The sequence below is a fragment of the Pseudoxanthomonas daejeonensis genome, from assembly GCF_010093205.1.
Lineage (GTDB): Bacteria > Pseudomonadota > Gammaproteobacteria > Xanthomonadales > Xanthomonadaceae > Pseudoxanthomonas > Pseudoxanthomonas daejeonensis.
Map to the genome: position 1 here is coordinate 1 of NZ_PDWN01000010.1, position 23,003 is coordinate 23,003.

A 23,003-nucleotide genomic window follows, 5' to 3' on the forward strand; every position below is an offset into this window, starting at 1 on the left:
GCCCCCCAGGGCTCCGCGCCGGGTGGCAACGCCCCCTGAAGCTCCGCCGGCCGGGCCTTCCGGCCGGGTTGGCCGGGCCGGGGCAAAAGCGTACAATTTCGGTACGCTTTCAACGCCCCGCCCGCCATGCTCCGTGTCACCAAACTGACCGACTACGCCACCGTCGTCCTGACCGTGCTCGCCGCGCGGCCCGGACAGGTGCTGAGCGCGGCCGAACTGGCCGAGCATTCGGGGCTGGAACAGCCCACCGTCAGCAAGCTGCTGAAACCGCTGGCCCAGGCCGGACTGGTCGCCAGCCAGCGCGGCGTGCATGGCGGCTACCGCCTGAGCCGCGACGCCTCGCAGATCTCGCTGATCGAGATCGTCGAGGCGATGGAAGGCCCACTGGCGATGACCGAGTGCAGCCAGCATGAGAGCCACTGCGGCATCGCCCACCAGTGCGGCGTGCGCGCCAACTGGCGCCTGATCAACGACGTGGTCGCCGACGCCCTGCGCGGGGTGACCCTCGCGCAGATGCTGCGCCCGCCCTCTCCCTCCCCCGAGACGACGCGACGGCGCGAGATCGCCGTGCGTGTCGCCAGCTGAACCCGTAGGCAGCCCCATGGCCACCGAAATTTCCGACACCGCCGTCGAATCCCCGCCCCAGAACGCCGAGATCCTCGAGCGCCTGGGCCGTCGCTACGATGCCGGCTTCGTCACCGAGATCGAATCCGATTCGCTGCCGCCGGGCCTGGACGAGGACACCATCCGCGCCCTGTCGGCCAAGAAGGACGAACCGGAGTGGATGACGCAGTGGCGCCTGGACGCCTATCGCCGCTGGCTGACCATGCCGGTGCCGCACTGGGCCAAGCTGAAGATCGCGCCGATCGACTTCCAGGCCATCAGCTACTACTCCGCGCCCAAGGGCCCGAAGTACGCCTCGCTGGACGAAGTGCCGCAGGAACTGCTCGACACCTACGACAAGCTCGGCGTGCCGCTGCACGAGCGCGCCAAGCTGGCCGGCGTGGCAGTGGACGCGGTGTTCGACTCGGTCTCCGTCGGCACGACGTTCCGGAAGGAGCTGGCCGAGAAGGGCATCATCTTCTGTTCGATGTCCGAGGCGATCCGCGAGCATCCCGAACTGGTCAAGCAGTACCTGGGCAGCGTGGTCCCCCATGGCGACAACTACTTCGCCGCGCTCAACTCGGCCGTGTTCTCCGACGGCAGCTTCGTGTTCATCCCCAAGGGCGTGCGCAGCCCGATGGAGCTGAGCACCTACTTCCGCATCAACGCCGGCCATACCGGCCAGTTCGAGCGCACCTTGATCATTGCCGAGGAGGGCAGCTACGTCTCCTACCTGGAAGGCTGCACCGCGCCGATGCGCGACGAGAACCAGCTGCACGCCGCGGTGGTGGAGCTGGTCGTGCTCGACGACGGCGAGATCAAGTATTCCACGGTGCAGAACTGGTATCCGGGCGACGAGGAAGGCCGCGGCGGCATCTACAACTTCGTGACCAAGCGCGCCGAATGCCGAGGCGCGCGCAGCAAGGTCACCTGGACCCAGGTCGAGACCGGTTCGGCGATCACCTGGAAGTACCCGTCCTGCGTGCTGCTGGGCGACGACTCCTCCGGCGAGTTCCACTCGGTGGCGCTGACACACCACCGCCAGCAGGCCGATACCGGCACCAAGATGATCCACATCGGCAAGCGCACCAAGTCCAAGATCGTCTCCAAGGGTATAAGCGCTGGCCGTGGACAGAACACCTACCGCGGCCTGGTCAAGGTCGACCGCAATGCGGATGGCGCGCGCAACTACACCCAGTGCGACAGCCTGCTGATCGGCAAGCGCTGCGGCGCGCACACGTTCCCCTACATCGAGGTGAAGAACCCCGGTGCCACGGTCGAACACGAAGCCACCACCTCCAAGATCAGCGACGACCAGCTGTTCTACTGCCGTTCGCGCGGCATCGGCCCGGAGGACGCGGTTTCGCTGATCGTCGACGGCTTCTGCAAGCAGGTCTTCCGCGAACTGCCGATGGAGTTCGCGGTCGAGGCCAAGAAGCTGCTGGAAGTCTCGCTGGAAGGCAGCGTCGGCTGATCAGGCGCCGCTTGCGGGGCACGGCTCGCGCACCCGTGATCGCCCCACGCGATCGGACCGGGTACGCCTCCTGGACAGCCGCGACGATTGAAATCCCTCCGCCCCGGCGGGGAATAGCTCAAACAGAAATGGATCCCCCATGCTGAAGATCGAAAACCTCCACGCCAGCGTCGCCGGCAAGGAAATCCTCAAGGGCCTCTCGCTGGAAGTGAAGGCGGGACAGGTACACGCCCTCATGGGTCCCAACGGCGCAGGCAAGTCCACGCTGGGCAACGTGCTGGCTGGCCGCGACGGTTACGAAGTCACCGCCGGTTCCATCGAGTTCGACGGCCGGCCTTTGCTGGAACTGGAACCGGAGGAGCGCGCCGCCGCAGGCATGTTCCTGGCCTTCCAGTATCCGGTCGAGATCCCGGGCGTGAACAACACCTACTTCCTGCGCGCGGCGCTCAACGCCCAGCGCAAGGCGCGCGGCGAGGCGGAGCTGGATTCGATGCAGTTCCTCAAGCTGGTCCGCGAGAAGCTGGCCGTGCTGCACCTGAAGGACGAGCTGCTGCATCGTGGCGTCAACGAGGGTTTTTCCGGCGGCGAGAAGAAGCGCAACGAGATCTTCCAGCTGGCCGTGCTTGAGCCCAGGCTGGCGATCCTGGACGAGACCGATTCGGGCCTGGACATCGACGCGCTCAAGAACGTCGCCGACGGCGTCAACGCCCTGCGTTCGCCCGACCGGGCGTTCCTGGTCATCACCCACTACCAGCGCCTGCTCGACTACATCCGGCCCGACGTGGTCCACGTGCTGGCCGACGGGCGCATCGTGGAAAGCGGCGGACCCGAACTGGCACTGGAGCTGGAACAGCACGGGTACGCCTGGCTCAAGGACCGCGTGCCGCCCGAGAAGGTGTCCTGATGGGCGCACTGCTCGACTCGTTCCGCGACGCATTCGGCGCGCTGCGCGATGTCGATGCGCAGCAGCTCGGCGCCGGCCGGCGCGAAGCGCTGGATGCACTGCTCGCCGACGGCCTGCCCGGCCCGCGCGAGGAAGCGTGGAAGTACACGACGCTGCGTACGCTTGAACGACGCACCTTCGCCGCCGCCGACGCCGTTGCCCCCGGGTTCGACGCCGCGCTCCTGGCCGGCATTCCGGCGCCGCGCCTGGTGTTCGTCAATGGCCGCCATGATCCAGTGAGCAGCGACGTGGCGGGCCTGCCTGCGGGCGTGACGCTGCAGCCGCTTTCGGAAGTCATGGCCAGCGGCGAACCGCGCGACGTCAATTTCATCCTGCGCCGCTACGACCAGCGTGCCGAAGTGTTCGCCCGCGCCAATGCCGCGCTGGCCGACGAGGGCGTGGTCCTGCGCGTGGATGCGGGCGTGCGGGTCGGCACACCGGTGCACCTGGTGTTCATCGGCGCGCCGCAGGACGGCGACCGCGCCTGGCACCTGCGCCATTTCATCGACGTGCGCAACGAGGGCGCCCTGGACCTGGTCGAGCACCAGTTATCCAGTGGCGAGCATGCGCACCTTTCCAATGACGTGTTGCACCTGCACCAGGGCCAGCGCAGCGAGGTCCGGCACGCGCGCATCCAGTCCGACGCGGCACGCGCCACGCGCTTCGCACGCACCGACGCCGTGCTCGCGCGCGAGGCGCGATACCAGCGCGTCGACCTCGAACTGGGCGCTGCACTCAGTCGCCACGAACTCAACGTGCGCCTGGAAGGCGACGGCGCCCGGCTGGTCGCCAACGGGGTTCTGCTCGGCGACGGCCGCCGCCATGTCGACACCCGCCTGGGGATCGAGCACATCGCCCGCGACACCGCGTGTGAACTGCTCTGGCGCGGCATCGCCGATGGCCGCAGCCGCGTGGTCTTCCACGGCGGGATCGCCATCCACGCCGGCGCCGATGGCTCCGACGCGGCGCTGTCCAACAAGAACCTGCTGCTGTCGGCCGACGCGGAGATCGACACCCAGCCGGTGCTGGTGATCGAGGCCGACGAGGTCAAGGCGGCGCACGGCGCCACCGTGGGCCAGCTCGACGCGAACGCCCTGTTCTACCTGCGCTCGCGCGGCCTGTCGCAGGCCCAGGCGCAGCGCCTGCTGACCGTGGCCTTCTGCCGGGAACCGCTGCTGGCCCTGGACAGCGATGACCTGCGCCAGTTCCTGCTGGCACGGCTGGACGCGGCGCTGGCCACGTCCCTGGACCCGTCGGCACCCGCGGGAACCGCCGCATGAGCATCGTACCCGCAGCCGTCCACGACGCCGCACTGGCCAACCACGGACGCATCGTGGACTGGGATCGGGTGCGCGCCGATTTCCCGTTGCTCATGCGCGAAGTCCATGGCAGGCCGCTGGTCTATCTCGACAATGCCAACACCGGGCAGAAACCGCTGCCGGTGATCGCCTCGCAGGACGAGTTCTATCGTCGCCAGAACGCCAATGTCAGCCGTGCGGTGCACGCGCTGGGCACCGAGGCGACCGAGGCCTACGAGGCCGCACGCGGGAAACTCGCCCGCTTCCTCAACGTGCGCGCCGACGAACTGGTGCTGTGCAGCGGCACGACGTTCGCGATCAACCTGGTGGCCTATTCCTGGGCGCTGCCGCAGCTCAAGGCCGGCGACACGATCCTGGTTTCTCGGATGGAGCACCACGCCAACATCGTGCCCTGGCAGCTGGTCGCCCAGCGCACCGGCGCGACGATCCGGGTCGCCGAGATCCTGCCCGATGGCAGCCTCGACCTCGACGCGCTGTACAAGGCGATGACGCCGGACGTGAAGTTGCTGGCCGTCACCCACGTCTCCAACGTGCTGGGAACCGTCAATCCGGTGCGCGAAATCTGTCGCGAGGCACGCCGCCGCGGCATCATCACGGTGGTGGACGGCTCCCAGGCCGCGCCGCACCTGAAGCTGGACGTGGCCTCGATCGGCTGCGACTTCTACGCCATCACCGGCCACAAGATGTGCGGCCCGACCGGAACCGGGGTGCTGTGGGCGCGGCGCGAACTGCTGCAGGCCATGCCGCCGTTCCTGGGCGGTGGCGAGATGATCCGGGAAGTCAGCTTCCACGGCACCGTGTTCAACGATCCTCCGCACCGGTTCGAGGCCGGCACGCCGAACATCGCCGGGTTCATCGGCCTGGGCGCGGCCGTGGATTACCTCGAAGGGATCGGCATGGCGCACATCGCCGCGCGTGAGGCCGAACTGCTCGCCCATGCCACCGAGGCGCTGCGGTCCATTCCCGGCCTGCGCATCTTCGGCACCGCGCCGGGCAAGGCCGCGGTGATCTCGTTCCTGGTCGAGGGCGCACATGCCCATGACCTGGCGACCCTGCTCGACCTGGAAGGCGTCGCCGTGCGTTCGGGCCAGCACTGCGCGCACCCGCTGCTGCAGTACTTCGGCGTGGCGGCGACGTTGCGCGCCTCGCTGGCGTTCTACAACACCCACGACGAGATCGAGCGCTTCGCCGCCGCGCTGGAAAAGACCCGCCGGCTGCTGGTCGCGTAAGCAGGGCCATACCCACCGCTGCACGGCAGCCGTAGCGCTCGCGTAAAGCGGTGCTTGCGCGTATTCCGCATGCTCGCGTATAGCGGAGCTTGCCCCACCGCCACCTGGCAGCTCCTGCGGCATCGGCCGGCAAGCACTGGGTAGAGGGTATGCCCCGCTGAGACGAAGGCAGGGCGCCGCGGGCATTGCCCCGCTCTACAATGGCGTTATGGACTCCCTTCATTTCCGCGCGGCCACGCAGGCCGACATACCCGCCCTGGTCGATCTGGTCACCTCCGCCTATCGCGGCGACAGCAGTCGCAGCGGCTGGACCACGGAGGCAGACATGCTCGACGGCCAGCGCATCGACCCGGTGGTGCTCGCAGCCGACATCGTCCGTCCGCGCAGCGTGGTCCTGCTCGCCGAACGTGCCGGGCAACTGCTCGCCTGCGCGCACGTGGCCGACGAGGACGGCGCCGGTTACTTCGGCATGTTCTCCGTGCGTCCCGACCTGCAGGGGAGCGGGGTCGGCAAGGCGGTGCTGGCGGAGGCCGAGCGCATCGCCCGCGAAGACTGGCAGCTGCCGGCCATGCGCATGTCCGTGATCGATATCCGCGATGAGCTGATCGCCTTCTACCAGCGCCGCGGTTACGTGCGCACAGGCATCCACAAGCCCTTCCCCTACGGCGACGAACGTTACGGCATCCCGCTGCGCGACGACCTTCGCTTCGAGGTGCTGCACAAGGACCTGGGCGGCGGAGACGGCACATGAGCGACACCTGGACCTTCGTCTGCGCCACCGGCGAACTGCTGCCCGGCGAGATGAAGCCGGTCTTCGACGAGGTCACCGGCACGCCGATCCTCGTATTCAACCTCGACGGCGACCTCTACGCGCTGGAAGACCGCTGCAGCCACGAGGACTTCGAACTGTCCTCCGGCGCCATCGACCCTGCCGAGGGCAGCGTCGAGTGCGTGCTGCACGGCGCGCGCTTCGACATCCGCGACGGCCGCGCCCTGTGCGCACCTGCCTACTCGGCGGTCCCCAAGTTCCCGGTGAAGACCGAACACGGCGGCGTCTGGACTCGCGACGACCGCGGCTGAGCTGGCGCCGGCCACGGCTCCAATCCGCGTAGCCGTCCCACGCCAGCCATTGATCGGGCTTCCTGCCCGAGCCCCAACATCCTGGACTGCCTGGCGGGGGTTTGCTGCTCCGACCGCCGGGCTTCGAACTCGGAGCGCCGAGCTCCGGACTCCATCACCCGAGCTTCGAACTCGGCGCACCGAGCTCCGGACTCCAACGCCCGAGCTTCGAACTCGGAGCGCCGAGCTCCGGACTCCTTCACCCGAGCTTCGAACTCGGCGCACCGAGCTCCGGACTCCAACGCCCGAGCTTTGAACTCGGAGCGCCGAGCTCCCGACTCCATCACCCGAGCCCTGAACTCGGAGCGCCGAGCTCCCGACTCCACTCGCCGCATTCCAGAATCGATTGCAGGGCCATCGCATCCCGAGCGCCCTACCCTGCACACCATCCAGTGAACCCGCTGCTCCCGCACAGGCGACAGCGCAACCGGTGCTGGCATACGGCGCCTGGGACGCCGTGAGCCAAACCCCTGCCAACTCGATCGACCGCTTCGATCCCCGGCAACGCTACCCTCCCGAACCATTGGGCGCCGCCGGCCCTGGGGCCGGGTTTTCAACGGCCGCTACCAAAGAGAATAATTCTCATTTAAGATGGCGACCCGCCCCGCCGGCCACCGCCATCCCCGATGCGCGCCATTGCGACCTCCTCCGCATCCGCACCGACGTTCCGGCGCCGGATGCGTTCGGGTGGAGCCGGCGGACGCCACGCCGCATTTTTCGGGATCGGCTGGCTGTTGCTCGCGCTGGCCTGCCTGGCAATCGCACTCCCGGGCAAGGCCGAGCCCAGCCGGATCAGCGGCACCACCTCCCATTTCGCCATGCTGGCACCTGCCGTCGAACGCACATCGCCGACTGCATCGGCCAGCGACAGTGCGACCGCGGCACCGGCCACCGACGAAGGCGAGCCCGAAGCCTTGCCGGCACCCTTCGAGCCCTCGGCTGAAAAAGAGCCCTACGGCGACAAGTACCGTCGCGCGCACGGAACCGGCTTTCCAGCGTTGTCGGGCCTGGGCCGGGTCGCTCCTATCGCCATCGTCGCCCGTGACCGCAGTACTGCGGCCGAAGGCCGCCTGCCCCCCGCGCACGCATCTCCCGCGACCGGCTGATCCAAGCCAGGGCATCGCCGAGGCCACGCCGCACACCCGCCCAGCCATCGCGAACGATCCCGCTCCACGGCCAGACCGACGCCGTGGCCGGCGCGGGCATACGCCCCTTTTCCACCTCCGCAGCCATCGCCAGCCGGATCCCATCCCTCCTAGCGACCACCACCCAATGACTCCTTCCTTCTCGCCACTCTCTTCCGCCGTGCTCCTGGCCCTGGCCACCCCTGCGATCGCGCAGGCGAGCGACGCCCTCCCCACCGACAAGAGCGTCACCGAACTGGACAGCCTGGAAGTCCAGGGCGACCGCATCGAAAAGGCGTCTTCGCCCAAGTACACCGCGCCGCTGCTGGACACGCCACAGACGATCACCGTGGTCACCCGCGAGGTGATGGACCAGCAGGGCCTGATCGGCCTGCGCGACATCCTCAGCACTTTGCCGGGCATCACCTTCGGCGCCGGCGAAGGCGGCGGCGGCTACGGCGACAGCGTCAACCTGCGCGGCTTCAGCGCCAGCAGCGACATCACCGTCGACGGGGTGCGCGACAGCGCACAGTACACGCGCAGCGACAACTTCAATCTCGAGTCCATAGAGCTGATCAACGGCGCCAACTCGGCCTACTCCGGCGCCGGCTCGGTGGGCGGCACGATCAACCTGGTCAACAAGGTGGCGCGCCAGGGCGACCAGACCACGGTGACCCTGGGCGCGGGCACCGACAGCTTCGGTCGCGCCACCGTGGACAGCAACTTCGACCTGGGCGACGGCCAGGCCCTGCGCGTGAACGCGATGGCCCACCGCAACGACGTGCCCGACCGGGACGTGGAGGAGTACAAGCGCTGGGGCTTCGCGCCCTCGTTGGCGATCGGCCTTGGCACCGACACCCGCCTCTCGGTGAGCTACCTGCACCAGCAGGACGACAACATCCCCGAGTACGGCATCCCGTATTTCGCCGCGTATGGCGGCCTGTTGCCCGGCGTGAGCCGCGAGAGCTACTTCGGTTACCGCAACATGGACACGCAGGAAGTCGAGGTCGACGTGCTGACCGGCATCTTCGAACACGACTTCAATGACGCGACCTCGATCCGCAACCTGGCGCGCGTGCAGCGCGTGGACCAGTACACCGTGGTCAACCCGACCCAGGGCACCTGGTGCCTGGACAGCGGCGTCAACCCGGCGACCGGTGCGGCCTGCGCCAGCCATGGGACCTTCCTGCCCAGCGGTCCGCGCGGCACCACGCGCGATACCCGCAACGGACTGGCCTACAACCAGACCGACCTGACTTCGCGCTTCGCTACCGGCAGCGTCGACCACTCGCTGGTCGCCGGCATTTCGTTCCTGCACGAAACCTACGAGCTGGACAACGGCAACATCCAGCGTTACCCCAACGGCACCACGCCGGTGTATCCGCCGATGAGCCTGGCCGACCCGGATAACGCCTATACCGGCCCGGTCAACTACATCCGTGCCGGTCGCACCTCCGGCACGCTCGACAACCAGGCCGTGTACCTGTTCGACACGCTGGAATTCAACCCGCAGTGGCAGCTTGGCCTGGGCGCGCGATACGAGCGCAACGAAGGCGATTCGCGCGTGCGTGCGTTCAATGCCGCCGGCAACGTCACCAGCGACGCCACCTTCGACAATTCCGACAACCTGTTCTCCTACCGCGCCGGACTGGTCTACAAGCCTGCGGAAAACGGGAGCGTCTACCTGTCCTACTCGGACTCCAGGACGCCGTCCAAGGCCTCGGTCAACGGCTCATGCACGTTGCAGACCTGCGGCGTGGACCCGGAAACGGCGGTGAACATCGAACTGGGCACCAAGTGGAACGTGCTGGGCGAGAAGCTCGCGCTGACCGCCGCGGCGTTCCGCAACGAGCGACAGAACTACAAGGTCGCCGACCCGGGCAATCCGGACAATCCAAGCGGCATGCAGCAGCTGGATGGCCAGGCCCGCGTGGATGGCGTGATCCTCGGCGCGGCCGGCCGGATCACCCGTGCGTGGTCGGTGTTCGCCAACTATGCGTTCCTGGACAGCGAAGTGCTGCAGAGCGTTTCGGACTTCGTAAAGGAGTCCACCGGCATCGATGCGCAGGCCGGCAACCCGCTGGCCAACGTTCCGGAACACTCCGGCAGCGTGTGGACCACCTATGCACTGGCCGACTGGACGGTGGGTTACGGCGTGAACTACCAGGGCAGTTTCTACCTGGCCAGCACCGACAACGCGCCGCAGGCCAGGAGCTACACGATGCACCGGGCCATGGTCGGCTACCAGTTCAACGACGGCTTCGCCCTGCAGCTCAACGTCGACAACCTGTTCGACAAGCAGTACTTCACTCGCATCCGCAACAACGGCTGGGCCACGCCGGGCGCGGCGCGCTCGGTGGTGCTGACTGCGACCGTCCGCTTCTGAGGCGACACGACCCCGTCCCGTTCCCACGGGACGGGGCTTCCCGCGAGAACTCCCATGCTCTTGTCCATTCCCGATGTCCTGACCGCCGAACAGGTCGCCCACTGCCGGCAGCGCCTGCAACACGCCGGCTGGGCCGACGGCAGAATCACTGCCGGCCACCAGTCGGCCAAGGCCAAGGACAACCTGCAGTTGCCTGAGGACAGCGAGGTGGCTCGCGAGCTCGGCGCACTGGTGCAGGAAGCGGTGCAGGCGAACTCCACGTTCTTCTCGGCCGCATTGCCGCGGCGGATCTATCCGCCGCTGTTCAACTGCTACCGCGACGGCCAGTCGTTCGGCTTCCACGTCGACAACGCCGTGCGCTATGAGCGCGGCGCCGATGGCGCAGCGCAGCCCGTGCGTACCGACCTGTCGGCGACCCTGTTCCTGATCGATCCGCAGGACTACGACGGCGGCGAACTGGTCATCGAAGACACCTACGGCATGCAACAGGTCAAGCTTCCCGCCGGCCACCTGGTGCTCTACCCGGGCACCAGCCTGCATCGGGTCAATCCGGTCACCCGCGGCGCGCGGCTGGCTTCGTTCTTCTGGATCCAGAGCATGCTGCGCGAAGACAGCCAGCGGCGGCTGATGTTCGAACTGGACGTGTCGATCCGGCGCCTGACCCGCGAGGTGCCCGAGCATCCCTCGCTGGTCCAGCTCACCGGCGTGTACCACAACCTGCTGCGGCGCTGGGCCGATGTCTGAGGCGGTGGCCGCCGACCTTCGCCAGCTTCGCGAAGCGGCGCTGGCTGGGCAGCGCGAGGCGCAGTTGCTGCTGGCGCAGGCATGGATGGAGGGTCGCGGCATGCAGCCCGACCCGGACGAGGCTTTCCATTGGTACAGCGTGGCCGCCAACCTGGGTGAGCCGATGGCGATGAACATGCTCGGCCGTTGCCACGAGCTGGGCCAAGGCACACGCATCGACATGACGCTTGCGGCGGTGTGGTACCGCAAGGCCGCCGACGCCGGGCTGGACTGGGGCATGTACAACCTCGCCCACCTGCTGGCCTCCGGCAATGGCATCGCCCAGGACCGGGCCGCGGCCTATCGCTGGTACCTGCGTGCCGCCGAGCTCGGACATGCGCGTGCGATGAACTTCGTCGGGCGCTTCCACGAGAACGGCTGGGAGGTGCAGCGCGATCCGGCGCAGGCAATGGCCTGGTACCGGCGCGCCGCACGAGCCGGCGACTTCCGAGGCCAGGCCAACCTCGCCTCGATGCTCGCCGACCTGGGCCAGCTCGAAGAAGCTGCCCGATGGCTGCAGAGCGCCCTGGACACCGGTACGCCTTCATTCGTGGCCCGGCTGAGGAAGGCCTTGGCTGAAAGCCCCCATGATCGGTTGCGTGACCTGGTTGACGCGTCATGAGGGTCGGATCCATCGAAGCGGAGACACCCGATGTCAGCCAATCTCGTTTGCATTCGATAATTATTCTCAATTAGAATGATGGCCTGACGGTGCCCTTCAGTGGCACTCCACGGGGCCTCCCTTGTCCGACCTGCCGTATCCCGCAGCCTCCACACGCACCAGCCGGCGCCGCGCGTTGGTTGTGATGGCGCTCATGGCGATGCTGCTGGCATGGAATCTTCTGGGCCCGGCCGAGGACGGCGCGCAGGCCCGGATCGCCGTCCGGAATGCGGCAGGCCTCATCGCGATCGGCGTGCAACCTGGGGATGGGGCACCTCCGGAAAGCCTCCACCACCCGGCGGAACGCAAGAAGCCGCGGCAGTTCGAACTGGCGGTGGCATCGCCGCTGGATGCCACCCTCTCTGCGCCGTCTTCCTCCGCCGGTATCGCATGGACCTCCGGCTCCGATGCGCCGGTGGCCGACATCGTGTCGGCTGTCTGCATCGCCGATACCGAACAGCTTCCACCGGCTTCCGCAGATGCCGGCCGGCTGCGCCTGCATCCCGGCCAGGCACCGCCCTCGGCTTGATCGCCCTCCGTGCGCTTCGCGCGCACGCGCCGACCCCGACTTTCTTCCGCCCCGCGATGTTCCCGGCCTGCCCGGACTCCGTCGTCGTGTGCCGCGGATGCCTTTCGAATGCGAATCCACGAGCCCAACCCCATGCCGTCCCTTCGTCCTGTCCTGCGCCCCACCGCCCTCGCCCTGACTCTGGGAGCCATCCTCGCTTCTCCGCTGCCGGCAGCGGCCAACCCGGCCACCACCGGCGACCCGACCACGCTGGATACCGTCGTCGTCACCGCCGCCGGCTTCGAACAGAAGATCGTCGACGCGCCCGCCAGCATCAGCGTGATCACGCGCGAACAGCTGCAGCAGCGCCCGTACCTCACGTTGATCGACGCGGTTCGCGACCTCGAAGGCGTGGACGTCGGCGAGACCTCGGACAAGACCGGGCAGAAGACGATCAGCATCCGCGGGATGGGCCCGGAGTACACGCTGCTGCTGATCGATGGACGCCGGCAGAACAACCATGGCGACATCTATCCCAACTCGTTCGGTGGCAACCAGTTCAACCACATTCCGCCGCTGGACATGGTCGAGCGGATCGAGGTCATCCGGGGCCCGGCATCGACCCTCTACGGCGCCGACGCGCTGGGCGGCGTGATCAACATCATCACGCGCAAGGTTTCCAATCGCTGGCGCGGCTCGGCCTCCGCCGGGCACAGCTTCCAGGAGAACAGCGACTTCGGCTCCGAGAGCACGTTCGATTTCGCGCTGATGGGGCCACTTGTAGCCGACACCCTCGGACTGGGCCTGCGCGGCTCCTGGTACGAGCGCGACGCATCGATTCCCGAATACGAAGTCATCTACGACCCGGCCGGCAATCCGCACGAGCGCGCACTGGGCTTCGGAGGCGGTGGCAAGACCGTGGACAACACCAACAAGAGCGCCGGTATCACCCTGAGCTGGACGCCGACCGACGACCAGAGCCTGAAGCTGGAGTACGACACGTCCGAGCAGGTTTACGACAACACGCCGTACGTCAACAACCTAGGTACCGAGACGTACCCGCTGGGCACGGTGGATGGATTGGCGGGCCTGTGGCGCGCGGCGCCGCAGGTCGGCTACGCGTCCGACCAGGAATTCACCCGCGACCAGTGGGCACTTACCCACCAGGGCCAGTGGGACTTCGGCAACAGCCTCGTCGCCTTGTCGCACATCGACACCGGCAACCATGGCCGCACCCTGCCCTTCAGCGTGGACGAGCGCGTGACGCACCGGGCGCTCTACTGCAACAACGCCGCCACCTGCGCAACCGGCGCCTACGCCGGCATGACCCGCGCGCAGCGCCAGCAGCTGATGGTCGATACCTTCCTGCCGCGACCGAAGCGGACCATGGACAGCAGCCAGTACACGCTCGACGCGAAGCTCGATATTCCGCTGGAAAGCCGCGTCGGCAGCCACCATCTCGTCGTCGGTGGCCAGGCCATCGATGGCGAACTGGAGGACGGCGTGTTCGGCATGGAGAGCGGGGGCTACGGAAACGGGACCGTGCAGGAGCACCGCATGTGGTCCCTGTTCGCCGAGGACAACTGGACACCGTTCGAGGCACTGACCGTCACCGGTGGCGTGCGCTTCGACGACCACAACCTGTTCGGTGGCCACTTCAGCCCGCGCCTGTATGGCGTCTACAGCATTTCCGAATCGTGGGTGCTGAAGGGCGGGGTCAGCACGGGCTACAAGACGCCCAAGACCACCGACCTGTACGACGGCATCACCGGCTTCGGCGCCCAGGGCACCAGCCCATGGGCGGGCAATCCGGACCTGGAGCCGGAAACCAGCGTCAACAGCGAGATCGCCTTGTACTGGAGTTCGGCCGAGGGCGGCAGCGATTTCAACGTCACCGTGTTCCAGAACGATTTCGAGGACAAGATCGAGCGCGTCGAGGCCAGCCAGAGCTGCACGGTGACCGGCGGCGTCCGCCCCTGCGTGAACCTCGGCGACTACTGGGCGGTGCTGGGCGTGGGCAACGTCCTGCAGTACGTCAACATCGACAAGGCGCGCATCCGCGGCATCGAACTCGCCGGCAGCTACCGCATCGTCGAGCCGCTGTCGCTGCGGGCCAACTACACCCATACCGACAGCGAGCGCCAGAGCGGCGTGGATGCCGGCCTCCCGCTGACCCAGTCGGTCAAGCACATGGCCAACCTGACCCTGGACTGGTCGATCACCGAGCAGGTGAGCGCGCAACTGATCGGCGAGGCTCGTTCGCGTCGCTACCGCGGCCGTGATGCGAATGGCGAGCCGCTGTATTACCAGGGCTACGAAGTCCTGCACCTGGCCGCGCAGTACCGCGTCACCGACAAGGTGTCGCTGTTCGCGCGGATCAACAACCTGCTCGATGAGGATTTCACCAGCTTCCAGACCGTGTTCACCGCCAATCCCGACGGTTCGTGGACGCCGACGTACAACGACGACTTCAACAACAAGGACAAGTCGCGCAATCTCTGGCTCAGCGTCAACGTCGCGTTCTGATCGACGGGGTGCCCGGATGCGTCAACCATCCGGGTACCTGCGCGTTAATCCCCACCGCGCCATCCAATGAGAACCGTTCTCATCGATCGCCTATACTTGGCTACCCAACCCCTTGCATGACCTCGTGACCGCAAGCTCCCCGCGCCCCGATCCCGTGTCCGCACAGCAGCGCCGTGGCTTCTGGCTGCGCCAGCTGCACCAGTGGCACTGGATCAGCTCGGCGGTCTGCCTGGTCGGGATGCTGCTGTTCACCGCGACCGGGATCACGCTCAACCACGCCGCCAGGATCGAGGCCCAGCCCCGCGTCGATAACCGGACCGCGGAACTGCCTGCGCCATTGCTCGCGCAGTTGATGGAGTCGCCGGAGGAAGGCAACGCGCCGCTGCCCACCGAGGTCGCCGGCTGGCTGGGTGACACGCTGGAAATACCACTGGGCCGCCGCCCCGCGGAGTGGTCGCCGGAGGAAGCCTACGTCTCGATGCCCTCGCCCGGAGCGGATGCCTGGCTCAGCATCGACCGGGAGACCGGTGCGGTGGAGTTCGAGCGCACCGGTCGCGGCTGGATTTCCTACTTCAACGACCTGCACAAGGGTCGCAACGCCGGGCCGGCCTGGGGCTGGTTCATCGATGTGTTCGCCATCGCCTGCCTGGTGTTCTGCATCACCGGATTGTTCCTGCTGCACCTGCATGCGCGCCAGCGTCGGCTGACCTGGCCGCTGGTCGGCCTGGGCCTGCTGGTTCCGCTTGTACTCATCCTGCTCTTCATCCACTGAAGCCGTCATCCCATCGACGAGGTCCGTTCCATGCGCGCCAAGGTTTTCATTGCAATCAGCGGACTGCTGACCGTGCCGGCCTACGCGGCCGAGCTCGAGATCAACGTCGAAATCCCCAAGCTCAACGTGGCCGAGTACCACCGCCCCTACGTGGCGATCTGGATCGAAGGTGCCGACCAGAAGGTCGCCTCCAACCTGGCGGTCTGGTACCAGATGAAGGACACCGCCGAGGGCCACGGCACCAAGTGGCTGCCGGACCTGCGCCAGTGGTGGCGCAAGTCCGGGCGCACGCTGCAGGTGCCGGTGGACGGCGTGACCGGGCCGACCCGCCCGGTCGGCAAGCACGAGGTGTCCTTCGCCGCCAGCCAGCCACAACTCAAGGGCCTGGCACCAGGCGAGTACACACTGGTGGTGGAAGCCGCGCGCGAAGTCGGCGGTCGCGAACTGGTGAAGATCCCTTTCGCCTGGCCGGCGAAGGCACCGCAATCCGGCAAATCGCAAGGCCGCACCGAACTCGGTGCCGTGACCCTTTCGATCACGCCTTGAAACTGCTCGCGTCCATCACGCACCGCACCCGTTCACTGCGACACCTACGGAGATCCCGATGAAGCGTCCCCTGATCCTCGCTGCCGTCATTGCCTCGCTGGCCGTCCCGTTCAGCGCCACCGCGCACAAGGCGTGGCTGCGCCCGTCGCAGACCGTGCTGGCCGGCACCGATCCGTGGATCACGGTCGATGCGGCGGTATCCAACGACCTGTTCTACTTCAACCACGTGCCACTGCGACTGGACAATCTGGCGATCACCGCGCCCGACGGCAGCAAGATCGAGCCGCAGAACCCGGCCACCGGCAAGTACCGCAGCGTGTTCGACCTGCAGCTCGCCCAGCAGGGCACCTACCGCCTCGCCGTCGTCAACAGCGGCCTGTCCGGCAGCTGGGAAGAGAACGGCAAGCCCAAGCGCTGGCGCGGCACGCCGGCCACCTTCGCCACCGAGGTTCCGAAGGATGCGAAGAACCTGCAGATCTCGCAGAGCGTCGGCCGCATCGAGACCTTCGTTACCAACGGGTCACCCAACGACACCGCGCTCAAGTCCAGCGGCGAAGGCCTCGAGCTGGTGCCGCTGACCCATCCCAACGACCTGTTCGCAGGCGAAGCAACGAAGTTCCGCGTGCTGGTGGACGGCAAGCCGGCCGAAGGCGTGGAGTTCGAGATCGTCCGCGGCGAGACGCGCTATCGCAACGCGCAGGACGAGATCAAGGCGGTGAGCGATGCCAAGGGCGAATTCGCCGTCACCTGGCCCACTGCCGGCATGTACTGGCTGGAAGCGACCAAGGAAGACGCAAAGACCAGCCTGCCGCAGGCCAGGAAGCGTCGCCTGAGCTACGTGGCCACGCTGGAAGTTCTTCCGCAGTAAGCAGCGGCCAGCAAGCATGAAGGACCAGGCATCCACCGGGAGCGTTGCCAGCCTCGGCGGCGAGACGATGGGCACGCGCTGGAGCGTGCGCCTGGCCGCGCGCGCAGGCACCGACCTGCACGCGCTCCACGCGCACATCCAGCAGCCGCTAGACCAGGTGGTGGCGCAGATGAGTACCTGGCTGCCCGGATCGGACATCAGCCGCTACCGCGCGGCGGCGGCCGGCACTTGGATGCGCCTGCCGTCCGACTTCCAGCGTGTGCTCGACTGCGCGCTGGAAGTGGCGTCGGCCAGCGGCGGCGCGTTCGATCCGACAGTCGGCCCGCTGGTGGACCTCTGGGGCTTCGGCAGCTCGGGCAACGGGCGCCACGTACCGGAAGCGGGAGATATCGACCGCGAACGCACCCGCAGCGGCTGGCAGCGACTCCAGCGGCGCGCCGACGGCCGCGAACTGCTGCAGCCCGGCGGGTTGCAGCTGGACCTTTCGGCGATCGCCAAGGGCTACGGCGCCGACCTGGTCGCGGAACGGCTGCGTGCCCGCGGAATCGATGCCGCGCTGGTCGAAGTCGGGGGCGAGATACGCGGCTATGGACGCAAGCCCGACGGCGAAGCTTGGCGGGTCCTGGTCGAGTCCGCACTCGACGAAGACGCCAGCACGGAGGAAATGCCACCGCGCGTGCTGGTACTGGATGACGCGGCCGTCGCCACCTCGGGCGATCGCTGGCACCGCTTCGAGCAGGAAGGCCAGCGGTACGCGCACACGATCGATCCACGCACCGGCTGTCCGGTCGTCGATGCCGCCGCGTCGGTCACGGTCGTGGCGGCCGATGCGATGCACGCCGATGCATGGGCCACCGCGCTGACCGTGCTCGGAGCCGACGCAGGGCGGGCGCTGGCCAGTGCCCGCGGCCTGGCGGCTCGCTTCGTGGTCCGCGATGGTGATGCGGTGCGTGAAACGATGACCGACGCATTCAAGAACCACCTGGCCCAATGAAAGACCCGATCCAAGCGCGCGAGCAAGGCGTGGCCTGGTCGCTGCTGGGCAATTTGGCCCTGCTGGCGCTCCTGGCCGCTGCCGCCGCACTGCTGCTCCCCCTGCACGATGAAGCCTGGTGGCAAAGCCCGCCGCGTCCGCTGCGGTGGTGGCTGCTGCTGGCTGCGCTGGTCGCCTATGCCGGCCTCTGCCTTGCCTTCCTGCGTCGCGCCGACGGCCACTCCGCCAGCCGGGCGCTGGCGGCATCGCAGGGCGGTCCGCCGGTGCTGGTCGCCTGGGCCAGCCAGACCGGCTTCGCCCAGCTGCTGGCCGAACGCAGCGCCACGATGCTGCGCGAGGGCGGCGTGCCGGTGCTGACGCTGCCCCTCGACGAGGTGGATGCCGCATTGCTGGCCCGCACCGGGCGGGCGCTGTTCATCGCAAGTACTACCGGTGAAGGCGACCCGCCCGATCACGCGATCGGATTCCTGCGCCGGGTCATGCCGCAGGCGCCTGCATTGCCCGGGCTCGAATACGCGCTGCTTGCGCTGGGCGATCGCGAATACCACGATTTCTGCGCCTTCGGCCGGCAGCTGGACGAATGGCTACGGGGCCGCGATGCACGCCCCCTGTTCGACCGCGTCGAGGTCGACAACGCCGACCAGGCGACGCTGCGGCACTGGCAGTACGAGGTCGGCCGGATCGGTGGATTCGATGCCCTGCCCGACTGGACGCCGCCAGCGTACGAACCCTGGCGCCTGCTTTCGCGTGCACAGGTGAACGACGGCAGCCCCGGCGCTCCGGTGTTCGACCTGGCGCTGGTACCTGCCGCCGGCCCGCTTCCGGACTGGGAAGCCGGAGACATCGCCGAAGTGGGTGCACGGAATTCGTCGGCGCGCGTTAGGGCCCTGCTGGACGAGCTCGGCCTCGAAGACGCCACCGTGATTGATGGCGGCGACGGCAAGGAGCCACTGGCGGAGCGGCTGACCCGCATGCAGTTGCCACCCGCCGGAACCGTCGCAGGCCTCTCCGCGCAGCAGCTGGCCGATGCGCTCGATCCGCTGCCGCATCGCGAATACTCGATCGCGTCCGTACCCGCCGAGGGCGAAGTTCGCCTGCTTGTCCGTCGGATGACCCGCCCTGATGGCAGCGCGGGAATGGCCAGCGGCTGGTTGTGCGACACCGTCCTGCCCGGGCAGTCGATCGACGTGCGCCTTCGACGCAATGCCGGCTTCCATCCGCCGCCTGCCGACCTGCCACTCGTCCTGATCGGCAACGGCACCGGCATCGCCGGCCTGCGTGCGCATATCCAGGCCCGTATCCACGCAGGTGCGCGCGACAACTGGCTGCTGTTCGGCGAACGCAGCCCGGACCATGACCGCTTCTACGGCGAAGACATCCACCAGTGGCAGGCCGCCGGCTGGCTGGCCCGAATCGACCTGGCGTTCTCGCGCGCGCCGGATGCTCCCGCCTACGTGCAGCATCGCCTTCAGGCCGCGGCCGACACCTTGCGCGAGTGGGTGGACCGGGGCGCATCGATCCTGGTATGCGGCAACGCCACCGGCATGGCACCAGCTGTCGATGACGTGCTGGCCGACGTGCTGGGCGAGGAGTCCCGCGATGCACTGCGCGCCGCCGGGCGCTACCGGCGCGACGTCTACTGAGCGCGTCACGCCGGTTCCGCGTCATCGAGCCGGGCGACCGCATCGCCAGGGCCCGCCACCCGGACCAGCAGCAGTTCGCCGCCGCCATCGATCGAATAGCGCTGCTTGCCCGTCCCGGGAGCCAGCCATGCGCTATCTCCCTGTGCCAGCGTTGCCTGCTCATGGCCACCCGCGCCGATGCGCGCCGCACCCGCCAGCACGTGCACGGCCCACGCCGTGCGCGCGTCCGCGAAGCACCACATGCCGCCGACCAGCGGCCGATGGAACAGCACCGCACTCATCCGTTCCGGGCGCCACATGAGGTTGAACACCTGTACGGGTCCGTCCACCGGAATGCCGGTCACCGGGCGATCGCCGGCAAAGCGGGCTCGCTGGTGCGGGGGCAGCAGGTCCACCCGCTCACCATCATCGAAATGGAGCTGCAAGCCGTTGCCGTGGAGCAGGACCTGTTCACGCTCCACGCCGTGGAACGGCGAAAAATCGGCAGCCGCATCCACTTCGGCGATTGAAAGCCGCAGGTCCCAGGCGTCCGGATCGGGCAGCACGAGGATTTCCCGTGTCCAGCCCCGTCCGTTGCGCCAGCGGCTGCGCCGGTACTCGGTGGCCGGAATCGTCACTACGCCATGATCGTTCATCCGGGCATTGTGCCCCACGCACCGTGTCTGGCCCGGAAAGGCGTCGCCCGGCTGCACATCCTGTGCGATCCGGGCGACGTGGCACATCCCTGTCGGCGTCCTGCCTGCTTCTTGCGTCCCTGCCCACCGGCAGCAGCCGCGCCTCCTGCGCATGCCGATGCCTCAGCGTCCAAGTCACGCACGCGAGGGTGCGGGTCCGTGCGGCTTCCCTGCCGGCCGGACGCTGTTGTTCTTACGCAACCTGCACCGCCGGGAGGACAGGCTCAACGACGTGCGACGGGCTTGGACGGGGTGACGGCCGCGGCCGGCTTGGGCTTGGCCGGCGCCGCACGCGAGCCGCCCACTGCGATCAGGTCCCGGTTGCGCTCCACGGTCTTCAGGCCGATGCCCTTTACCAGGGCGAGCTCGTCGGCGCTCTTGAACGGGCCGTTGGCCTTGCGGTACTCGACGATCGCCTCGGCCTTGGATGGGCCGATTCCGACCAGCGATTTCTCCAGCTGGGCGGCGCTGGCGACATTGATGTCGACGCGATCGGCGGCGAATGCGCTGCCGGCCAGCAGCAGGAGCGACAGCAGCAGCGACTTGAACATGAGTGGAAAAGGCTTCATGGCAACTCTCCTTGTTGGATGATCCGGGTTCGCCGGGACGGGGATCCTGCCCGTCATCGACAGCCCCAGTCTCCTGCAACACGGGACGCACGCCCAGCGCCCGAACGCCCTTCCGCGACCCGACGGATACCTGTTCACGTGTAGGAAATTTCCGGGCACCGGCCGCGGCGTAGAATGGACGCTTTCCGCATTGCACCTGGACCCGACATGGACGCTCCCCGGCTCGACCCCCGCACCGCCGAGAAATTCATCGATGAGAAGTGGGACGGCGATATCGTCCCGCAGCTGGTCGAATACATCCGCATCCCCAACAAGTCGCCGATGTTCGACAAGGACTGGCAGGCCAACGGCCACATGGAGGCCGCCGTCCAGCTGATGGAATCGTGGGCGAAGGCCCAGTCCATCCCCGGACTGCACGTCGAAGTGGTGCGCCTGGAGGGCCGCACGCCGCTGATCTACGCGGAAATCCCGGCCAGCGGACCGGATTCAGGCGAAGACACCGTGCTGCTGTACGGGCACCTGGACAAGCAGCCGGAGATGACCGGCTGGGATGCCGATCTCGGCCCGTGGATCCCGGTGCTCAAGGGCGACAAGCTCTATGGCCGCGGCGGTGCGGATGATGGCTACGCGATCTTCGGTTCGCTGGCGGCGATCCAGGCGCTGCAGCTGCAGGGCGTGCCGCACGCGCGCTGCGTGCTGCTGATCGAGGCCTGCGAGGAGTCGGGCAGCTACGACCTGCCCGCCTACGTCGACCACCTGGCACCGCGCATCGGCAAGCCTTCGCTGGTGGTGTGCCTGGATTCGGGCTGCGGCAACTACGACCAGCTGTGGTGCACCACCTCGCTGCGTGGCCTGGCCGGCGGCAACCTGACCGTGAAGGTGCTCAGCGAAGGCGTCCATTCCGGCGACGCCTCGGGCATCGTGCCCTCCAGCTTCCGCCTGCTGCGTCAGCTGCTGTCGCGACTGGAAGACGAGGCCACCGGCAAGATCAAGGTCGAAGGCCTCTACGTCGAGGTCCCGGCCGAGCGCCTGGAGCAGGCCGGCAAGGTCGCCGGCGTGCTGGGCGACGAGGTCTTCAGCAAGTTCCCGTTCCTGGACGGCATGAGTCCGATGACGGACGACCTCACCGAACTGGTGCTCAACCGCACCTGGCGCCCGGCGCTGTCGGTGACCGGCGTCGACGGCATGCCGCCGCTCTCGTCCGCGGGCAACGTGTTGCGCCCGTGCACCTCGGTGAAGCTGTCGCTGCGCCTGCCGCCGACGCTCGACGGCAAGCGTGCCGGCGACCTGCTCAAGGACGTGCTGCTGGCCGATCCGCCGAACGGCGCGAAGGTCGAGCTGGAGCTGGAGAAGGCTTCCACCGGCTGGAACGCGCCGGCGCAGTCGCCGTGGCTGACCGCGGCGATCGAGGCCGCTTCGCAGGCGGCCTTCGGCAAGCCGGCGATGTACATGGGCGAAGGCGGCACGATCCCGTTCATGGGCATGCTCGGCGAGAAGTTCCCCGGCGCGCAGTTCATGATCACCGGCGTGCTCGGCCCGCATTCCAACGCGCACGGCCCCAACGAGTTCCTGCATATCCCGATGGGCAAGCGGGTCACCCAGTGCGTCTCGCACGTGATCGCCGAACACTACCTGGCCGGCACGCGGGGCGAAACCACCGGGGTGGGTGCGGTGGCCGGCGGCCAGGTGCACGGCGACCACGGCTGCTGCTGACCCCACGACACGCGTTGATCCAGGGCGCCGGGACCTCCCGGCGCTTTTTTTTGTGCCTGGCGGCCCGCCACGGCACTCGACCACCGGCTGCGCTACGCTGCGCGAACCCCCACCCAATCCGACCGGAGTATCCAGATGGAACAGATCTTTGGTGGCGGCATCCTGTGGACGGTGTTCATCGGCCTGATCGCGGGCCTGCTTGCCCGCGCGCTCAAGCCGGGCAACGACAAGCTCAGCCTGCTCTGGACCATCGTGCTGGGCATCGCCGGCGCTCTGCTCGCGTGGTACATCGGGGGCGCGCTGGGCTGGTACGGGCCAGGTGAACCGGCCGGCTTCATCGCCTCGGTGCTGGGCGCGATCGTCCTGCTGGTGCTGTACGGGTTCGCGAGGAAGAAGCGGGCCTGAGCCGGGACTGCTGCCTGCTCCGCGTTACGGAAGGACCCCGCATGCGGGGTCCTTCCACGTTCCCGGCATGGAAACGCGCAAGTGCGCGATACGGCGATCCCGGACCGGCCACCCGGCACACTCGCCGGCCGCAGCCCGCGCGTT

At 67.9% G+C, this 23,003-nt stretch carries 22 protein-coding genes; 20 read left to right on the forward strand and 2 right to left on the reverse strand.

The genetic code is table 11. The features are described 5' to 3' along the window. The first annotated feature begins 126 nt into the window (after positions 1-126). The 18 genes from CSC65_RS10860 to CSC65_RS10945 all read left to right on the forward strand — a co-directional run bounded on the left by CSC65_RS10860 (position 127) and on the right by CSC65_RS10945 (position 19,498). Positions 127-585 (forward strand): SUF system Fe-S cluster assembly regulator, encoded by a 459-nt coding sequence (locus CSC65_RS10860; protein ID WP_162410599.1) that lies wholly within the window; start codon positions 127-129, stop codon positions 583-585. Positions 586-601: 16 nt separating this feature from the next. After that, positions 602-2,077, forward strand: coding sequence for a Fe-S cluster assembly protein SufB (gene sufB, locus CSC65_RS10865; RefSeq protein WP_162410600.1), 1,476 nt, complete (start codon positions 602-604; stop codon positions 2,075-2,077). A gap of 139 nt (positions 2,078-2,216) precedes the next feature. Then, positions 2,217-2,981: a Fe-S cluster assembly ATPase SufC gene (gene sufC / locus CSC65_RS10870; RefSeq protein WP_162410601.1), complete on the forward strand. Its 765-nt coding sequence runs from the start codon at positions 2,217-2,219 to the stop codon at positions 2,979-2,981. Continuing rightward, positions 2,981-4,300 (forward strand): Fe-S cluster assembly protein SufD, encoded by a 1,320-nt coding sequence (gene sufD / locus CSC65_RS10875; RefSeq protein WP_162410602.1) that lies wholly within the window; start codon positions 2,981-2,983, stop codon positions 4,298-4,300. Before sufC ends, sufD begins: the two co-directional genes overlap by 1 nt. Next, entirely contained in the window at positions 4,297-5,568 is a 1,272-nt protein-coding gene (locus CSC65_RS10880) for a cysteine desulfurase (protein ID WP_162410603.1), read from the forward strand. Before sufD ends, CSC65_RS10880 begins: the two co-directional genes overlap by 4 nt. A 208-nt stretch (positions 5,569-5,776) precedes the next feature. Next, on the forward strand, positions 5,777-6,319 hold the full coding sequence (locus CSC65_RS10885; RefSeq protein WP_162410604.1) for a GNAT family N-acetyltransferase: 543 nt from the start codon (positions 5,777-5,779) through the stop codon (positions 6,317-6,319). Continuing rightward, positions 6,316-6,648 carry a non-heme iron oxygenase ferredoxin subunit gene (locus CSC65_RS10890; RefSeq protein WP_162410605.1) on the forward strand — a complete coding sequence of 111 codons (333 nt, stop codon included), beginning with the start codon at positions 6,316-6,318 and terminating at the stop codon, positions 6,646-6,648. The genes CSC65_RS10885 and CSC65_RS10890 overlap by 4 nt, the downstream gene beginning before the upstream one ends. A 716-nt stretch (positions 6,649-7,364) precedes the next feature. Beyond that, a complete protein-coding gene (locus CSC65_RS10895) occupies positions 7,365-7,793 on the forward strand; it encodes a hypothetical protein (RefSeq protein ID WP_162410606.1) in 429 nt (142 codons plus the stop codon). A 166-nt stretch (positions 7,794-7,959) separates the two neighbouring features. Continuing rightward, a complete protein-coding gene (locus tag CSC65_RS10900) occupies positions 7,960-10,197 on the forward strand; it encodes a TonB-dependent receptor (protein WP_162410607.1) in 2,238 nt (745 codons plus the stop codon). Positions 10,198-10,251: 54 nt separating this feature from the next. Beyond that, entirely contained in the window at positions 10,252-10,941 is a 690-nt protein-coding gene (locus CSC65_RS10905; RefSeq protein ID WP_162410608.1) for a Fe2+-dependent dioxygenase, read from the forward strand. Continuing rightward, the gene (locus CSC65_RS10910) at positions 10,934-11,602 is read left to right on the forward strand and encodes a tetratricopeptide repeat protein (protein WP_162410609.1); all 669 of its coding nucleotides are present in this window, start codon (positions 10,934-10,936) and stop codon (positions 11,600-11,602) included. The genes CSC65_RS10905 and CSC65_RS10910 overlap by 8 nt, the downstream gene beginning before the upstream one ends. Positions 11,603-11,723: 121 nt before the next feature. Then, positions 11,724-12,170, forward strand: a complete 447-nt coding sequence (locus CSC65_RS10915) for a hypothetical protein (RefSeq protein WP_162410610.1) — start codon at positions 11,724-11,726, stop codon at positions 12,168-12,170. Between the two features lie 132 nt (positions 12,171-12,302). After that, positions 12,303-14,675 (forward strand): TonB-dependent receptor domain-containing protein, encoded by a 2,373-nt coding sequence (locus CSC65_RS10920; RefSeq protein ID WP_162410611.1) that lies wholly within the window; start codon positions 12,303-12,305, stop codon positions 14,673-14,675. A 124-nt stretch (positions 14,676-14,799) separates the two neighbouring features. Continuing rightward, entirely contained in the window at positions 14,800-15,447 is a 648-nt protein-coding gene (locus tag CSC65_RS10925) for a PepSY-associated TM helix domain-containing protein (RefSeq protein ID WP_162410612.1), read from the forward strand. 30 nt (positions 15,448-15,477) lie between these two features. Then, positions 15,478-15,993, forward strand: a complete 516-nt coding sequence (locus CSC65_RS10930) for a DUF2271 domain-containing protein (protein WP_162410613.1) — start codon at positions 15,478-15,480, stop codon at positions 15,991-15,993. A 58-nt stretch (positions 15,994-16,051) separates the two neighbouring features. Then, positions 16,052-16,861 carry a DUF4198 domain-containing protein gene (locus tag CSC65_RS10935; RefSeq protein WP_162410614.1) on the forward strand — a complete coding sequence of 270 codons (810 nt, stop codon included), beginning with the start codon at positions 16,052-16,054 and terminating at the stop codon, positions 16,859-16,861. A 16-nt stretch (positions 16,862-16,877) separates the two neighbouring features. Then, positions 16,878-17,855: an FAD:protein FMN transferase gene (locus tag CSC65_RS10940; protein WP_238390363.1), complete on the forward strand. Its 978-nt coding sequence runs from the start codon at positions 16,878-16,880 to the stop codon at positions 17,853-17,855. Beyond that, positions 17,852-19,498 (forward strand): flavodoxin domain-containing protein, encoded by a 1,647-nt coding sequence (locus CSC65_RS10945; protein WP_162410615.1) that lies wholly within the window; start codon positions 17,852-17,854, stop codon positions 19,496-19,498. The genes CSC65_RS10940 and CSC65_RS10945 overlap by 4 nt, the downstream gene beginning before the upstream one ends. A gap of 5 nt (positions 19,499-19,503) precedes the next feature. On the opposite strand, the gene CSC65_RS10950 is transcribed toward CSC65_RS10945, so the two are convergent. Both CSC65_RS10950 and CSC65_RS10955 read right to left on the reverse strand, forming a co-directional pair. After that, positions 19,504-20,133, reverse strand: a complete 630-nt coding sequence (locus CSC65_RS10950) for a HutD family protein (RefSeq protein ID WP_162410738.1) — start codon at positions 20,131-20,133, stop codon at positions 19,504-19,506. Positions 20,134-20,396: 263 nt separating this feature from the next. After that, positions 20,397-20,741: a ComEA family DNA-binding protein gene (locus CSC65_RS10955; protein ID WP_162410616.1), complete on the reverse strand. Its 345-nt coding sequence runs from the start codon at positions 20,739-20,741 to the stop codon at positions 20,397-20,399. 207 nt (positions 20,742-20,948) lie between these two features. Between CSC65_RS10955 and CSC65_RS10960 the strand changes: the two genes are divergently transcribed. Together CSC65_RS10960 and CSC65_RS10965 are read left to right on the forward strand one after the other, a co-directional pair. Then, positions 20,949-22,454, forward strand: coding sequence for a M20 family metallopeptidase (locus tag CSC65_RS10960; RefSeq protein WP_162410617.1), 1,506 nt, complete (start codon positions 20,949-20,951; stop codon positions 22,452-22,454). A gap of 135 nt (positions 22,455-22,589) precedes the next feature. After that, positions 22,590-22,859, forward strand: coding sequence for a GlsB/YeaQ/YmgE family stress response membrane protein (locus CSC65_RS10965; RefSeq protein WP_162410618.1), 270 nt, complete (start codon positions 22,590-22,592; stop codon positions 22,857-22,859). Positions 22,860-23,003 lie beyond the last annotated feature (144 nt).

Excerpts from the sequence above, each read along its gene's own strand:
- CSC65_RS10930 (WP_162410613.1), top strand. The coding sequence starts at position 15,478 with ATGCGCGCCAAGGTTTTCATTGCAATCAGCGGACTGCTGACCGTGCCG.
- CSC65_RS10895 (WP_162410606.1), top strand. The coding sequence starts at position 7,365 with ATGCGTTCGGGTGGAGCCGGCGGACGCCACGCCGCATTTTTCGGGATC.
- CSC65_RS10960 (WP_162410617.1), top strand. The coding sequence starts at position 20,949 with ATGGACGCTCCCCGGCTCGACCCCCGCACCGCCGAGAAATTCATCGAT.
- CSC65_RS10935 (WP_162410614.1), top strand. The coding sequence starts at position 16,052 with ATGAAGCGTCCCCTGATCCTCGCTGCCGTCATTGCCTCGCTGGCCGTC.
- CSC65_RS10860 (WP_162410599.1), top strand. The coding sequence starts at position 127 with ATGCTCCGTGTCACCAAACTGACCGACTACGCCACCGTCGTCCTGACC.
- CSC65_RS10880 (WP_162410603.1), top strand. The coding sequence starts at position 4,297 with ATGAGCATCGTACCCGCAGCCGTCCACGACGCCGCACTGGCCAACCAC.
- CSC65_RS10900 (WP_162410607.1), top strand. The coding sequence starts at position 7,960 with ATGACTCCTTCCTTCTCGCCACTCTCTTCCGCCGTGCTCCTGGCCCTG.
- CSC65_RS10950 (WP_162410738.1), bottom strand. The coding sequence starts at position 20,133 with ATGAACGATCATGGCGTAGTGACGATTCCGGCCACCGAGTACCGGCGC.
- CSC65_RS10885 (WP_162410604.1), top strand. The coding sequence starts at position 5,777 with ATGGACTCCCTTCATTTCCGCGCGGCCACGCAGGCCGACATACCCGCC.
- CSC65_RS10945 (WP_162410615.1), top strand. The coding sequence starts at position 17,852 with ATGAAAGACCCGATCCAAGCGCGCGAGCAAGGCGTGGCCTGGTCGCTG.
- CSC65_RS10940 (WP_238390363.1), top strand. The coding sequence starts at position 16,878 with ATGAAGGACCAGGCATCCACCGGGAGCGTTGCCAGCCTCGGCGGCGAG.
- CSC65_RS10955 (WP_162410616.1), bottom strand. The coding sequence starts at position 20,741 with ATGAAGCCTTTTCCACTCATGTTCAAGTCGCTGCTGCTGTCGCTCCTG.
- CSC65_RS10920 (WP_162410611.1), top strand. The coding sequence starts at position 12,303 with ATGCCGTCCCTTCGTCCTGTCCTGCGCCCCACCGCCCTCGCCCTGACT.
- CSC65_RS10890 (WP_162410605.1), top strand. The coding sequence starts at position 6,316 with ATGAGCGACACCTGGACCTTCGTCTGCGCCACCGGCGAACTGCTGCCC.
- sufB (WP_162410600.1), top strand. The coding sequence starts at position 602 with ATGGCCACCGAAATTTCCGACACCGCCGTCGAATCCCCGCCCCAGAAC.
- CSC65_RS10910 (WP_162410609.1), top strand. The coding sequence starts at position 10,934 with ATGTCTGAGGCGGTGGCCGCCGACCTTCGCCAGCTTCGCGAAGCGGCG.
- CSC65_RS10905 (WP_162410608.1), top strand. The coding sequence starts at position 10,252 with ATGCTCTTGTCCATTCCCGATGTCCTGACCGCCGAACAGGTCGCCCAC.
- sufD (WP_162410602.1), top strand. The coding sequence starts at position 2,981 with ATGGGCGCACTGCTCGACTCGTTCCGCGACGCATTCGGCGCGCTGCGC.
- CSC65_RS10965 (WP_162410618.1), top strand. The coding sequence starts at position 22,590 with ATGGAACAGATCTTTGGTGGCGGCATCCTGTGGACGGTGTTCATCGGC.
- sufC (WP_162410601.1), top strand. The coding sequence starts at position 2,217 with ATGCTGAAGATCGAAAACCTCCACGCCAGCGTCGCCGGCAAGGAAATC.